At 72.8% G+C, this 13124-nt stretch carries 9 protein-coding genes; 6 read left to right on the top strand and 3 right to left on the bottom strand.

Translation table 11 applies throughout. The features are described 5' to 3' along the window. The first annotated feature begins 22 nt into the window (after positions 1 to 22). From CXR44_RS23475 to CXR44_RS23465, 3 genes are all read left to right on the top strand, one after another. Positions 23 to 2089, top strand: a complete 2067-nt coding sequence (locus tag CXR44_RS23475; protein ID WP_101788254.1) for a S9 family peptidase — start codon at positions 23 to 25, stop codon at positions 2087 to 2089. 286 nt (positions 2090 to 2375) lie between these two features. Next, a complete protein-coding gene (locus CXR44_RS23470; protein ID WP_101788253.1) occupies positions 2376 to 3911 on the top strand; it encodes an alpha/beta fold hydrolase in 1536 nt (511 codons plus the stop codon). Positions 3912 to 4215: 304 nt separating this feature from the next. Beyond that, the gene (locus CXR44_RS23465; protein WP_101788252.1) at positions 4216 to 5316 is read left to right on the top strand and encodes an epoxide hydrolase family protein; all 1101 of its coding nucleotides are present in this window, start codon (positions 4216 to 4218) and stop codon (positions 5314 to 5316) included. Positions 5317 to 5461: 145 nt separating this feature from the next. On the opposite strand, the gene CXR44_RS23460 is transcribed toward CXR44_RS23465, so the two are convergent. Further along, positions 5462 to 6301, bottom strand: a complete 840-nt coding sequence (locus tag CXR44_RS23460) for an NmrA family NAD(P)-binding protein (RefSeq protein WP_101788251.1) — start codon at positions 6299 to 6301, stop codon at positions 5462 to 5464. A 62-nt stretch (positions 6302 to 6363) separates the two neighbouring features. On the opposite strand from CXR44_RS23460, the gene CXR44_RS23455 reads away from it, so the two are divergent. Beyond that, positions 6364 to 7380 (top strand): helix-turn-helix transcriptional regulator, encoded by a 1017-nt coding sequence (locus tag CXR44_RS23455; RefSeq protein ID WP_101788250.1) that lies wholly within the window; start codon positions 6364 to 6366, stop codon positions 7378 to 7380. A gap of 245 nt (positions 7381 to 7625) precedes the next feature. Further along, on the top strand, positions 7626 to 8711 hold the full coding sequence (locus tag CXR44_RS23450; RefSeq protein ID WP_101788249.1) for a winged helix DNA-binding domain-containing protein: 1086 nt from the start codon (positions 7626 to 7628) through the stop codon (positions 8709 to 8711). Between the two features lie 232 nt (positions 8712 to 8943). Here the strand turns inward: CXR44_RS23450 and CXR44_RS23445 are convergent, their stop codons facing one another. Both CXR44_RS23445 and CXR44_RS23440 read right to left on the bottom strand, forming a co-directional pair. Beyond that, positions 8944 to 10008, bottom strand: coding sequence for a serine hydrolase domain-containing protein (locus CXR44_RS23445; RefSeq protein WP_245899348.1), 1065 nt, complete (start codon positions 10006 to 10008; stop codon positions 8944 to 8946). A 78-nt stretch (positions 10009 to 10086) separates the two neighbouring features. Beyond that, entirely contained in the window at positions 10087 to 11379 is a 1293-nt protein-coding gene (locus tag CXR44_RS23440; RefSeq protein WP_101788248.1) for a cation:proton antiporter, read from the bottom strand. A 319-nt stretch (positions 11380 to 11698) separates the two neighbouring features. Here CXR44_RS23440 and CXR44_RS23435 point away from each other — a divergent pair, with 319 nt between their 5' ends. Next, positions 11699 to 13003 carry a S1 family peptidase gene (locus CXR44_RS23435; RefSeq protein WP_144070058.1) on the top strand — a complete coding sequence of 435 codons (1305 nt, stop codon included), beginning with the start codon at positions 11699 to 11701 and terminating at the stop codon, positions 13001 to 13003. The last annotated feature ends 121 nt before the right edge of the window (positions 13004 to 13124 follow it).

Here is a 13124-nt window from a genome sequence, read left to right as displayed (position 1 = left end):
GGGTCCTGGCAGGATTGGGCCCATGAGTGAGAGCTTCCCGCGCCTGTCGGCCCGGACCCGCCGGTTCACCCTCGGGGTTCCCCGTGGGTTCACGATCTCTCCTGACGGCGGCCGGGTGGTGTTCCTCCGCACCGGCTCCGGCACCGACCCGGTCACCTGCCTGTGGGAGCTCGACACCGAGACCCACGTCGAGCGCCAGGTGGTCGACCCGCGAGCGCTCGACGCCGACGGAGACGACCTGCCGCCGGAGGAGCGGGCCCGGCGCGAGCGCAGCCGCGAGCAGGCGGGCGGCGTGGTGGCCTACAGCACCGACACCGGGGTGACCACGGCCGCTTTCGCCCTGTCGGGCGGCCTCTACGTGACCGAGCTGGCGAGCGGGCGGACCCGGCGGCTCGACGTACCGGGCGCGGTCATCGACCCGCGCCTGTCGCCCGACGGGCGGCATGTCGCCTACGTCACCGAGGGGGCGCTGCGCGTGCAGGACCTCACCTCGGGCGAGGACCGCGCGCTGGCCGAGCCCGAGGCCCCGACGGTCACCTACGGCCTGGCGGAGTTCATCGCCGCCGAGGAGATGGACCGGATGCGCGGCCACTGGTGGTCGCCCGCCGGCGACGCGCTGCTGGTGGAGCGGGTCGACGAGGCGCCGGTGCAGGTCTGGCACATCGCCGACCCGGCCAACCCCGACCGGCCGGCCACGGCCCAGCGCTATCCCGCGGCCGGCACGCCCAACGCCCGCACCGAGCTGTTCGTGCTGGGCCTCGACGGATCCCGGGTGGCGGTGCCGTACGACGACGAGTACCTGACCACGGCCGCCTGGGACTCCCACGCGCTGTCGATCGTGACCATGCCACGCGACCAGAAGGCGCTGCGGCTGTTCACGGTGGACCCTGCGACGGGGGTCTCCACGCTGGTGCGCGAGGACACCGACCCGGCCTGGGTGGACGTGGTCACCGGCGTTCCGGCCCACCTGGACGACGGCTCGCTGGTGTGGGTGGCCACGGCCGAGGGCGGCCGGCGGCTGTTCGTCGGCGACCGGGCGGTCACGCCGCCCACCCTGCAGGTGCGGGCGGTGCTCGACGTCGACCACGACAGCGTGCTGTTCAGCGCGAGCGGCGACCCCACCGAGATCCAGCTCTGGACGTGGGACGGCCACTCGCTGCTGCCCGTCTCGACCCGGTCCGGGGTGTTCTCGGGGCGGATGGCGGGCGGGGTCGGCGTCCTCACCGAGCAGAACCTCGACGTCGAGGGCGTCTCCACGACCGTGGTGCGCCGCGACGGCATGGCGATCCCGATCCCGTCGCGGGCCGAGCGCCCCGGTCTCGACCTGCGGGTCTCGCTCGGCCGTTCCGGCCGGCGCGAGCTGGCCACCGCCGTGGTGCTGCCCAGCTGGTACGAGCCCGGCTCGGGCCGGCTGCCCGTCCTCATGGACCCGTACGGCGGGCCGCACGCGCAGCGGGTGCTCAACCGGCGCGGCGGCTACCTGGAGAGCCAGTGGTTCGCCGAGCAGGGGTTCGCCGTCGTCGTGGCCGACGGGCGCGGCACTCCCGGGCGCGGCCCGGCCTTCGAGCGGGCCGTGCTCAACGACCTGGCGACCCCCGCGCTGGAGGACCAGATCGACGCTCTGCAGGGCGTGGCCGAGCAGTATCCCGACGACCTCGACCTGACCCGGGTGGCCATCCGGGGGTGGTCGTTCGGCGGGTTCCTGGCGGCGCTGGCGGTGCTGCGCAGGCCGGACGTGTTCCACGCCGCGATCGCGGGCGCTCCGGTGACCGACTGGCGGCTGTACGACACCTGCTACACCGAGCGCTATCTGGGTCATCCCGCCGAGCAGCCGGACGTGTACGACAACTCCTCGCTCTTCGGCGACGCCGCCAAGCTGGAGCGGCCCCTGCTGCTCATCCACGGGCTGGCCGACGACAACGTCGTGGCGGCCCACACGCTGCGCCTGTCGTCCGCGCTTCTCGCGGCCGGTCGCCAGCACAGCGTCCTCCCCCTCTCCGGGGTCACCCACATGACTCCGCAGGAGGTCGTGGCCGAGAACCTGCTGCTGCTCCAGGTCGACTTCCTCAAGAGGTCCCTGGGCGGGTGACGTCCCGTTCACCCGGCCCGCGCCGCAGGAGGGCGGGGGCCGGGTGCTCAAGCCGGTCGCACCGGGGCAGCACCCTGGCCGGCGTCGTCCTGCGGCGCGGCCGGAGCACCGGCCCGCGCCCGCGCGACGTCGAGGTGGCCAGGCGGCGCGCGCCCGCGTGACCGCGGCGCCACGGTCCTGGTGCCGCGCCGGGCGGTGGGATGACATCCCGTGGTCTGATGCGGCGCCGGCAGAACCAGACCACGGGCTGACGCGGCGGAAGCCTGGCTTCGGGGATCGTTGCGGCATGCTCACCTCGATCACCGTGGCGCTGACCCTGCTGAGCGGGAGCGCGCCCGCCCCCGGCACGGGCGCGCCCCCACCGGAGCCCTCCCACCGCACCTCTCCCGCCCTCGCCCTCGCCCACCCGACCGGCACACATCAAGCCGCCACACGCACGACGGGCACACAACAAGCCACCGCACGCACGACCGCCACACGGCAAGCCACCGCCCGCACGACCGACACGCTCGACTGGCGCTCGTGTCCCGCCGACAAGATCGGCATGGAGTGCGCCGAGCTCCAGGTCCCGGTCGACTGGCAGAAACCCGACGGCCGCAGGATCACGCTCAAGGTGGGCCGCCTGCGGGCCACCGGCACCTCCGAGGGGTCCCTGCTCGTCGCCTACGGCGGCCCCGGCGCTCCCGGCATCGCCATGACCCAGTCAGCGGCGCAGGGCTGGTGGACCGACCTCCGGCGGCGCATGGACATCGTCACCTGGGACACCCGCGGCTACGGCGAGCAGTTCGGCGGCCTCAGCACCGGCCTGCCCTGCACGTGGACCCGCCTCCCGCTGCCCGCCTTCCCCGCCGACGACGCCGACTTCGGGCGGTTGTCCGACGCCAACCGCGGCTACGCTGAGGCCTGCCGGGCCAAGGACCCCGAGTTGTTCGCCCACATGAGCTCGGCCGACCACGCCAGGGACATGGAGGCCATCCGCAAGGCGCTCGGCGGCGCCAAGCTCAACTACTACGGCGCCTCCTACGCGGGCTTCTACGGCCAGGCCTACGCCCGCCTCTTCCCCGGCCAGGTGCGCACGATGGTGCTCGACGGCACCTGGAGCCACAGCACCGCAGACTTCTCCGGCGAGCTGGTGGCGATGGCCAGGAGCAACCAGGAGGCCCTCGACAGGTTCTTCGACTGGTGCGCCGGTGAAGGCGAGTGCCGCGCGGTCCGTGCGCAGTGGCGCCGCCTGGTCGCCCGAGCCGAGCGCGCGCCCGTCCCCGCCAAGCGAGCGGGCATCGCCTACACCGGCCGCGACCTGCAGGCCTTCGCCGTCTCCGCCGCCCGCCAGGGCGTCAAGGCGTGGCCCGAGCTGGCCGCCGACATCCGCGCAGCGGCCTCCGGAGACGCCTCCGGCTTCGTCCCCGGGCGCGGCCTGCGCTACCCCGACCAGGCGACGGGAGTCACCGAGTGCGCCGACTGGCCGCGCCCGGCCGACCGCTCGGAGCTGGAGGCCGTGATCGCCCGCCTCCGCAGGGCCGCACCCGACTCCGGCACCGCCAACACCTTGGTGACGGGCACCCTCGGCTGCGTCGGCTGGCCGGTGCCGGTCACCAACCCTCCCGCTCCGCTGCCCAAGGGCCTGCCCCCGCTGCTCGGCGCGGGGGCCTGGGGGGAGTCCGATGCCGTCCAGCGGGTGATCCAGCAGGTCCCCGGCAGCGCCGTCGTCCGCCACGAAGGCCCCGGCCACACCCTCTACGGCACCAACACCTGCGCCCGCGCCCACATCAACCGCTACCTCACCGACCGCTCGCTACCCCCCACGCCAAGCACCTGCTGACCCGCCCACGTGTGACCCGGCATTCACCCGCCAGGCGTGCATGTGAGCACGGGAGTGAATCGCAAGTCCCGCAAGATCCAAGCGGTCTCCCGGTGCGCCGCGGTAGTGAACCTCGAAAGGAGCCGGTCGCGGACGAAGGCTCACCCCCAGAGAAGATCCGGGAGGAGCCAGTCGCGGACGAAGGCTCACCCCGAGAGAAGATCCGGGAGGAGCCGGTCGCGGACGAAGGCTCACCATGAGGGAAAGTCCGAGAGGAGCCGGTCGCGGACGGAGGGTGACCGCGATCGTTCCTAGGGTCTCCGGCATGGCACAGGACACCACCCCCGCACCCTTCCGCATCGACGTACCGCAGTCGGAGCTCGACGACCTGCGCGCCCGGCTGGCCGCCACCCGGTGGCCGGCCGAGCTGCCCGGCGTCGGATGGAGCCGCGGCACGCCGGTGGCGCACGTCAAGGAGCTGGCCGACTACTGGGGCTCGGACTTCGACTGGCGGACGCAGGAGCGACGGCTCAACGCGCTGCCCCAGTTCACCACCGTCATCGACGGCCAGCGCATCCACTTCGCGCACATCCGATCGGACGACCCCGACGCGTTGCCGCTGATGCTGCTGCACGGCTGGCCCGGCTCGTTCCTGGAGTTCCTGGACGTCATCGAGCCGCTGCGCAAGGACTTCCACCTGGTGATCCCGTCGATCCCCGGGTTCGCGTTCTCCGCGCCGCTGGCTGAGCCGGGCTGGACGGCCGGGCGCATCGCCGGCGCGTTCGTCCGCCTGATGACGCTGCTCGGGTACGAGCGGTACGGGGTACAGGGCGGCGACACCGGTGCGTTCGTCGCGCCGGAGATGGGTCACCTGGACCCCGAGCGGGTCGCGGGCATCCACCTGAACGCCGTCCTGTCGTTCCCGGCCGGCGACGAGGAGGAGGACGCCCGCCTGTCGGACGTGGAACGGCGGCGTGTCGAAGGGCTGGACGAGGCGACCGCCGGATACGTGGCGATCCAGTCGCGTTCACCGCAGACCCTCGCCTACGGCCTGACCGACTCGCCCGCCGGTCTGCTCGCCTGGATCGCCGAGATCTTCCACCGCTGGGCCGGTGGCCCCGTGGACCGGGACCGCTTCCTGGCCAATGTCACGCTCTACTGGCTGACCGGGACGGCCGGCTCCTCGGCCCAGGTGTACTACGAGCAGACCCACGACCCGGCCGCATGGATGCCCAGAGCGCGGGGCACGGTGCCGACGGGCGTGCTGCTGGCCGCGTCACACGAGTACGCTGTCCGGCCATACGCCGAGCGGGACCACTCCATCGTCCACTGGTCGCAGCAGGAGACCGGCGGCCACTTCTTCGCCCTGGAACAGCCGGAGCTGTTCGCCGAGGACGTGCGGACGTTCTTCCACACCCTGCGCTGAGCTGCCCGTCCGGGCCGGCGCCCATCCCCCGACCAGACCTGGGCAACCTGACCCCGCACAGGTCGGGAGAGGGCGGCGGCCGGGTGCCCGGCGTCAGGCCCGCCGACCTGGGTGACCGGATGGGGTCGGCGGGCACGGGGACGGATCAGGCGCCGAAGGCCGCCGCGTTCTCGCGGACCCACTGCGCGAACGTGCGGGCGGGGCGGCCGGTGACCTGCTCGACGGTCGGCAGGATGGTGTCTCCGGGGATCGGCGGGTCGGTCCGCATGGCGAGGAAGAACGCGACGTCCTCGTCGGAGTAGCCCTCCTGCCGCCACTGCTCGACGACCTCGTCGGTGCTGAGCGGCACGTAGCGCACCTCGCGGCCGATGACCTCGCTGATCGTGCGGACCTTCTCCGCCGGGGTCAGCGCCTCCGGCCCCGTCAGCCAGTACTCCTGGCCGGCGTGGCCGTCGCCGGTGAGCGCCGCCGCGGCGACCGCCGCGATGTCCGCGTCATGGATCATGGCGCTCCTCGCGTCGGGGAACGCCTCCCGCACGACCCCTTCGGTCCGTACGGACTCGGCCCACTCCAGGGCGTTGGACATGAACTCGACCGGTGCGAGGTGGGTCCACTGCAGGCCGCCGGCCTCCACGGCCTCCTCCAGCGGGCTCTTGCCCACGTCGCCCTTGAGAATGGTGACCTTGCGCACGCCGGCCTCGCGGGCCAGGGCGACGATCTCCGGCCCGTTCGTGAGCGGCGTGAAGTCCGCGCCGTCGAAGCTGATGAGGTGCGCGGCGCCGACGCCGGCGAAGGCCGCGGCCAGGGTGGAGGAGTCGGCCAGGTTGCCGGCGACGGCCTCGGCACCGGCGGGGAGGTTCGCCTTCGCCGGGTCGCGGGTGAGGGCGCGAACCCGGTGCCCCTCGCCGAGAAGCTGTTCGACGAGCGGGCGGCCGACGTTCCCGGTGGCACCGGCGACAAGGATGATCTGGGATTCGGATGTCATGGGGAGGACGGTAGGAGCATTCGCGGTCAGGTCCTGTCCGCGAGGGCTGGCAGGCTGGGGTCGTGCTGGAAACCTCGGCCCGGCTGCTGCGTCTGCTGGGCCTGCTGCAGGCGCACCGCTACTGGTCGGGGCCGGAGCTGGCCGAACGGCTGGCCGTCAGCCCGCGGACCGTGCGGCGCGACGTCGACAAGCTGCGGCTGCTGGGCTACCCGATAGAGGCGACCGGCGGCGTGGGCGGCGGCTACCAGCTCGGAGCGGGAGCCTCGCTGCCTCCGCTGCTGCTGGACGACGAGGAGGCGGTCGCGGTGGCGGTCGGGCTGCGTACGGCGGCCGGCGGCGCGGTCACCGGGATCGCCGAGACGTCGGTGCGTGCGCTGGCCAAGCTCGACCAGATGCTGCCGTCGCGGCTGCGTCACCAGGTCACCGCCCTCAGCTCGGCCATGGTCGCCGTGCCGATGGGCGGGACCACGGTGGACGCCACGACGCTGACCTCGATCGCGGCGGCGGTGCGCGACCGGGAGCGGCTGAGGTTCGGCTACGTGACGCACGACGGCTCGGCCGGCGAGCGGGACGCGGAGCCGTACCGGCTGGTGAGCCGCGGGCGGCGGTGGTATCTCCTCGGCTGGGACACCGGCCGCTCGGACTGGCGGACCTACCGCGTGGACAGGATGTCGTTGCGCGTCCCGAACGGCCCCCGGTTCACGCCGCGTCCGTTGCCGGCAGATGACCTGGTTCACTACCTGACCGTCGCCACCACCACCAGCCCGCACCGCTACCAGGCGGTGCTGACCATGCACGGCTCGGCGAGGGAGGTGGCCGACGAGGTGCCGCCCACGCTCGGCGCGATCGAGTCGATCGACGACCGGACGTGCCTGCTGCGGATCGGCTCCGACAGCCTCGACCATCTCGCGGTGTGGGTGGCGGCCTTCGGTTTCGAGTTCGAGGTGCACGAGCCCCCCGAGCTCGTCGAACACCTGCGCACGCTCACCGCCCGTCTCCACCGGGCCGCCTGGCCGTCCGGCCCTCCAGAGAACCGGCCACCCGCCGCTGCCGACCCGCCCCCGTGCCCGCCCTCATGACGGCGAAGTCCCCTGCCCACCCCGTCCCATGAACGTTCGAGCTCCCCCTTAACGTTCGAGCTCCCCCTTAACGTTCGAGCTCCCCGCCCACGCCAGCCCCGTGAACACCCCAGCCCGGTGCCCACGCTTCCCATCCCCACCGCAGCCCCCGTGCCCACGCGGTCCCCGCGCGCGCCCGCCCCCGTGCCCGCGACCGGCTCGCATGGCTGAAGGCTCGACGACCGCAACCGATACCGGAGGACCTCATGGACACCATCTCCCGCCGGAGCCTGAACAGGGCCACGCTGGAACGCCAGCTGCTGCTGAGGCGAGTGGACGGGCCCGCGCTCGACGTGGTCGAGCGGCTCACCGGACTGCAGGCGCAGGATCCCGACCCGCCGTACGTGGGGCTGTGGAGTCGCGTCTCCGGGTTCCGGCATGACGACCTGACCCGGCTCCTGTACGAGCGGAGCGTGGTGCGGGCGACGCTGTTCCGGGGCACCCAGCATCTTGTGCCGGCCGCCGACTACCTGTGGTTGCGACCGCTGCTGCAGCCGATGCTGGAACGCTGGCAGAAGGGGGCGTTCGGCCGGGCGACGGCCGGGGTGGACCTGGCCGAGCTGGCCGGGACCGCCTCGGCTCTCATCGGCGCCGGGACGCTGAGCAGGCCCGAGCTGGGCCGGGCGCTGGCCGCACGCTGGCCGGGCCGGGACCCGGTGGCGCTGGCCCGCTCGGTGCAGGGACTGCTGCCGGTGGTGCACCCGCCGCCCGACGGGACGTGGGGCAGGCGGGGTACGACGCCGTTCGCGCTGGCCCACCACTGGCTCGGCGAGCCACTGCCGGCCACGACCTCGCCTGGTGACCTGGTGCTGCGTTACCTGGCCGCGTTCGGACCGGCGTCGGTCAAGGACGTGCAGGCGTGGAGCGGGATGACCCGGCTGCGTGAGGTGGTCGAGGGGCTGCGGCCGGCGCTGCGGAGGTTCCGCGGCGAGGACGGCGCCGAACTGTGGGACCTGCCGGACGCCCCGCGCCCGCATCCGGACACTCCGGCGCCCGTGAGGTTCCTGGCCGCGCTGGACAACGTGGTGCTCGGCCATGCCGACCGCTCCCGCCTGATGACGGCTGAGCAGCGGCCGTACATCGTCGTGGACGCCGCGCTGACCGTGGACGGGTTCGTGCGCGGGCTGTGGACCGTCAGGCGGGCCAAGGGCGTGGCGACGCTGGTGGTGAGGCTGTTCGCACCGCTGTCGGGCGCCGAGGAGACGGAGGTGGCCGAGGAGGGTGGCCGGTTGCTGCGCTTCGCCGCCGGCGACGCCCCATCGCACGACGTCCGCTTCACCGGCGTCACCTGACACCCGCCCCGCGATCTCCCCGCCGCCACCGGACATCCGCCGCGGCCTCCCCGCCGCCACCGGACATCCGCCGCGGCCTCCCCGCCGCCACCGGGCATCCCCCCGCGGCCTCCGCGCCGCCGCCGGACATCCGCCCCGCGGCCTCCCCGCCGCCGGGCACTCCGCCCCGCCTGCACCGTCCCCCGTCGCCGCCCGGCACCGGCCCGGCCTCGCCGCCGAGCGGCTCCTGCTCTCAGTCTGCGGACCCGCAGAACGCCTTGACGGCGACGCCCATGACCTCCTCCGTCGACGGGTTGCGCGTCGACGGGTTGATCGACATGACCAGCGACTTGCCGGAGTCGGAGCGGAACGCGAACGTCAGGTACCCGATCAGCTCACCGCTGTGCCCCCACACCTTGCCGCACGGCAGCGTGTACGACTGCAGGCCGAGCCCGTACCCGAATCCGGCCCCCGTCTCGACGGTCGTGCGCATGGCGCGCAGCGACGCGGCGCTGGTCAGCCTGCCGCCCAGCAGGGCGGACAGGAACCGCTCCAGATCCGCCGTGGTCGAGATCATCTCTCCGGCCGCCCAGTCCAGCGAGGGGTTCATCCGGGTCGCGTCCACCAGCTCGGGCATCGGCTCGTACCCCTTGGCGTGGGGTGTCGGCAGCCCCGCCCGATCGCCGGGCACCACGGTGTGGCGCAGGCCCAGCGGTCGCAGGACGCGGCGTTTGACCTCCTCGCCGTAGGCCCGGCCCGTGAGCTTCTCCACCAGCAGGCCGAGCACCACGTAGTTGGTGTTGGAGTAGTGCCATCTGCCGTCGTCGGGCAGCTTCTTGGCGAAGGCCACGTCGAGCAGCTCGCGCGGCTGGTACGAGCGGAACCGCGCCTCGCCGCGCCACCGGTTGGTGGAGTATCCCGGCTCGCTCATGTAGTCGTACAGGTGGCTGGTGTGGTCGAGAAGGTCGCGGACCGTGATGCGTTCCCCGTCCGGGACCAGGTCCGGCAGGTGCCGGTCGATGGGGTCGTCGAGCCGCACCTTGCCCTCGTCCACGAGCTGGAGCACCACGGTCGCGACGAACGTCTTGGTGACGCTGCCGATCCGGAAGTACCCGGCGGGCGAGGGGCGCCCGCCGGTCCTGATGTCGCGGACTCCCACGGCGCCGGACCATGTCCGGTCGCCGTCGGAGACCCGCGCCAGAGCGGCCGTCGCTCCCTTGCCCTCCACGATCTTCTCCAGCTCGGGGCGGACCCCCGCGCCCTGACTTCCTGCCGCGACCGCCGCCGCCACCAGCACGTTCATCACCGTCTGCATCATGTGATCAACGCTAGGGACCGCCGAGTCGCGGCGGAATGCGGTGCTCCATCCGCTTCTCCTGTGGAAAACCACAGGAGGTCAGTCCGTGGGGCGAGCCGGCCCGTCGGACGTCACGCTGCCCGGCCACGACGGTCGCCGGGTGTCGCGCAGCCGGTCGAGGCGGGTCATGACCGGCGTGGCGGTGATGCCGTGCAGCACGATCGACGCCAGCACCGCGAAGGCGACCACGGCCCACAGCTCCTCCTGCGGCACGCCGAAGTCGGCCACGCCGAGGGCGAACGCCAGGTAGTACAGCGAGCCGATGCCGCGGATCCCGAAGACGGAGATGACGGCCCGTTCCCGGGGGCCGGCGGGGCCGCCGGCCTGCGCCAGCCACCCCGTCACCGGCCGGATCACCAGGAGCAGCAGGAGCGCGACGACGGCGCCGCGCCAGGTCAGCGGGGCGAGGCCGCCGACCGCTATGAAGCCGCCGAGCAGAAGGAGCAGCCAGGCGGTGAGCAGCCGCTCGATCTGTTCGATGAAGCCGTGGAGGATGCCGTTGTAGCCGTGGCTCCGTTCGGCGTTGCGGATCGTGCAGGCGGTGACGAAGACGGCGATGAAACCGTAGCCGTGGACGAGCTCGGTCAGGCCGTAGGCCAGGAACGTGCTCGCCAGGGCGACGAAGCCGTCGCGGTGCTCGGCCAGTCGCAGGTTCGCCTTCCTGGTGTGGAAGAACAGGCGGCCGAGCAGCTTGCCGATGAGCATCCCGCCCAGCACTCCGGCGCAGACCCGGTAGAGCACGTCGATCAGCGCCCATTCACCCATCCAGGCGGCTCCGCCGGTGGTGGCCAGAGCTATGGCGGCGTAGACGATGGGGAACGCCAGACCGTCGTTGAGCCCGGCTTCGGAGGTGAGGGAGAACCGGACCTCGTCGTCGGCGTTCTCGGCATCGACGGGCTCCCCCACCTGCACGTCGGAGGCCAGCACCGGGTCGGTGGGCGCGAGCACAGCCCCCAGCAGCACGGCCGCCGCGAGCGGCCAGCCCAGCAGCCAGCTCGCGGCCCCGGCGACGGCCACGATCGTCAGCGGCATGGTCCAGCCGAGCAGACGCCAGGTCGTGGACCATCGGCGCAGACCGACCCTGCGGTTGAGGGCCAGGCCGGCGCCCATCAGGGAGATGACCACGCAGATCTCGGTGATGTGCTCGAGCGCGGCACGGTGAGCGACCGGATCAGGTTCCAGCACCGGGAAGGGGAGCAGGAACAGCACCATCCCGCCGAGCAGGCAGGCCAGCGGCAGGGAGAAGGGCAGCCGGTGCAGCACGGCGGGCAACGACGCGGCCAGCAGCGCGCCGGCGCCGCCGAGGGCGAAGATCAGGTCGGGATTGCTCACCAGTGCTCACTTGCCGGGCTGTTCTCACCGAAACGGCGGGGCAGGGCTTTCCCGGGCGCGACCGCGTCCGCCGGGCCACTACAGGTGTGCCCTGCGGCGTTCCCGGCTTTCCTGACGCCACCGAGTTTGGGGCTTGACCGGAATTGCTCAAGACTCCACACTAGCGATCATGTAAAGCTGCCGACTGCACAGAAAGGTGCATACGGCGGCCTCGGTCCACGGCGTGCCGTAGGTAGTGCAGGCTGATTTCAGCCCCGCCCGTAATACACCTGGGTGCTACCTTGGCATGCCCTCACGGTTCCCCGGCCTCGGAGATCACATGCAACTCACCAGAGCCCTTGCCGTCTCCTTATCCACGCTCGCGCTCCTGACATGCACCGCTGCCCCGGCGTCCGCCGGCACCCCCGTGCCCGCGATCGAACCCGTCCCGCCCGCGCCCGGCCAGGTCTCGCCCGAGGCCCAGGACGCGGCCGACGCGATCAACGCGCTGATCGAGTCCTCGCCCGACCAGTACACCGGCGTCCGCATCACCGGGCCCGACGCGGTCACCGTCGTCCTGCCCAAGGGCCCGGACTTCGACCAGCGCTCGGCGGCCGTGCGCGGCAACGGGGCCAGAGCGGCCGGCGCCAGGCCCGTGTCCGTCCAGGTCGAGCAGGGCGAGCGCAGCCTGGCCGACGCGCGGCGCACCAAGGCCGAGATCGGCGAGCTCATCAGGGCAGGCACGTACCAGGACAAGATCACGGGCGTCGGCATCGACCCCGGCCGCGGGACGGCGGTGGCCTATGCCACCGCCGACTCCGACGAGGCGAGGGTGGACCTCAAGCGGCGCTTCGGCGAGTCGGTCGTGTTCCGGGAGTCTCCCGACGCGCGTTTCACCGAGCGCGACCGGTCCAGGGACTCCGCTCCCCACCGCGCGGGGGCCGGCATCCGCCTGTGGAACCCGCAGCACACCGGGCACGGCGGCATCTGCTCCACCTCCTTCCCCGTGGTGAAGGACGGCATCCGCCACATGCTCACGGCGGCGCACTGCGTGCCCGGCGCGACCACCTACCCCCGGGCGTGGGCCGCCACGTTCACCAGCGCGACACCGCCCTCGACGAGCTACTACTTCGGCGCCAGGGTCACCACCACGATGGGCGGCGACCTGGGCTCCCCGACGGACGGAACCCAGGACGTCTACGGCGACTTCGCGCTGCTGCAGGGGTCCTCGTACGTCAACGCCGTCTACAACTGCGACAACCTGTCGGGCAGCTGCTCGGAGCTGCTGGTCGGGGGCGTGCACTGGGGGATCCCCACGAACGGCACCTCGGTCTGCACCAGCGGCCGCACCACCGGGCAGACCTGCCGGCTGATCATCACCGACTCCGACTGGGAGGGCTACGTCCAGGGGATGTACCTGCGCCACATGGCGCTGATCCAGTCCGACCAGAACGGCGACGGCGCCTATGACTGCACCACCGTCCAGGGCGGCGACTCCGGCGGCGCCGTCTACAACGGCATCAGCGGCAGCTCCCAGGTGCGGGCGTTGGGCGTCATCAGCGCCTCCGGCCCGTGCTACTCCCTGTTCACCCGGCTTTCCGGCGTGAAGGCGTGGAACTCCTCCGTCTCGATGCCGCTCAACTAGCAGGCGCGTTCTGGCCCCGCCCTGGGTTCGGCGGGGCCGGACGCGACGCGGGGCCAGTGAGTCGGGACGGAACAGCTCCCGGGCCGGCACGGCTTCGGAGGAGGACGTGTCAGCCCCGCGT

The sequence above is a fragment of the Nonomuraea indica genome, from assembly GCF_002850745.1.
GTDB classification, from domain to species: Bacteria; Actinomycetota; Actinomycetes; order Streptosporangiales; family Streptosporangiaceae; genus Nonomuraea; species Nonomuraea indica.
This window is presented reverse-complemented; position numbering and strand designations above follow the sequence as displayed.

What these genes read in the sequence shown, in the direction of transcription:
- CXR44_RS23475 (WP_101788254.1), top strand. Translation starts at nt 23, where the DNA reads ATGAGTGAGAGCTTCCCGCGCCTGTCGGCCCGGACCCGCCGGTTCACC.
- CXR44_RS23470 (WP_101788253.1), top strand. Translation starts at nt 2,376, where the DNA reads ATGCTCACCTCGATCACCGTGGCGCTGACCCTGCTGAGCGGGAGCGCG.
- CXR44_RS23465 (WP_101788252.1), top strand. Translation starts at nt 4,216, where the DNA reads ATGGCACAGGACACCACCCCCGCACCCTTCCGCATCGACGTACCGCAG.
- CXR44_RS23460 (WP_101788251.1), bottom strand. Translation starts at nt 6,301, where the DNA reads ATGACATCCGAATCCCAGATCATCCTTGTCGCCGGTGCCACCGGGAAC.
- CXR44_RS23450 (WP_101788249.1), top strand. Translation starts at nt 7,626, where the DNA reads ATGGACACCATCTCCCGCCGGAGCCTGAACAGGGCCACGCTGGAACGC.
- CXR44_RS23445 (WP_245899348.1), bottom strand. Translation starts at nt 10,008, where the DNA reads ATGATGCAGACGGTGATGAACGTGCTGGTGGCGGCGGCGGTCGCGGCA.
- CXR44_RS23435 (WP_144070058.1), top strand. Translation starts at nt 11,699, where the DNA reads ATGCAACTCACCAGAGCCCTTGCCGTCTCCTTATCCACGCTCGCGCTC.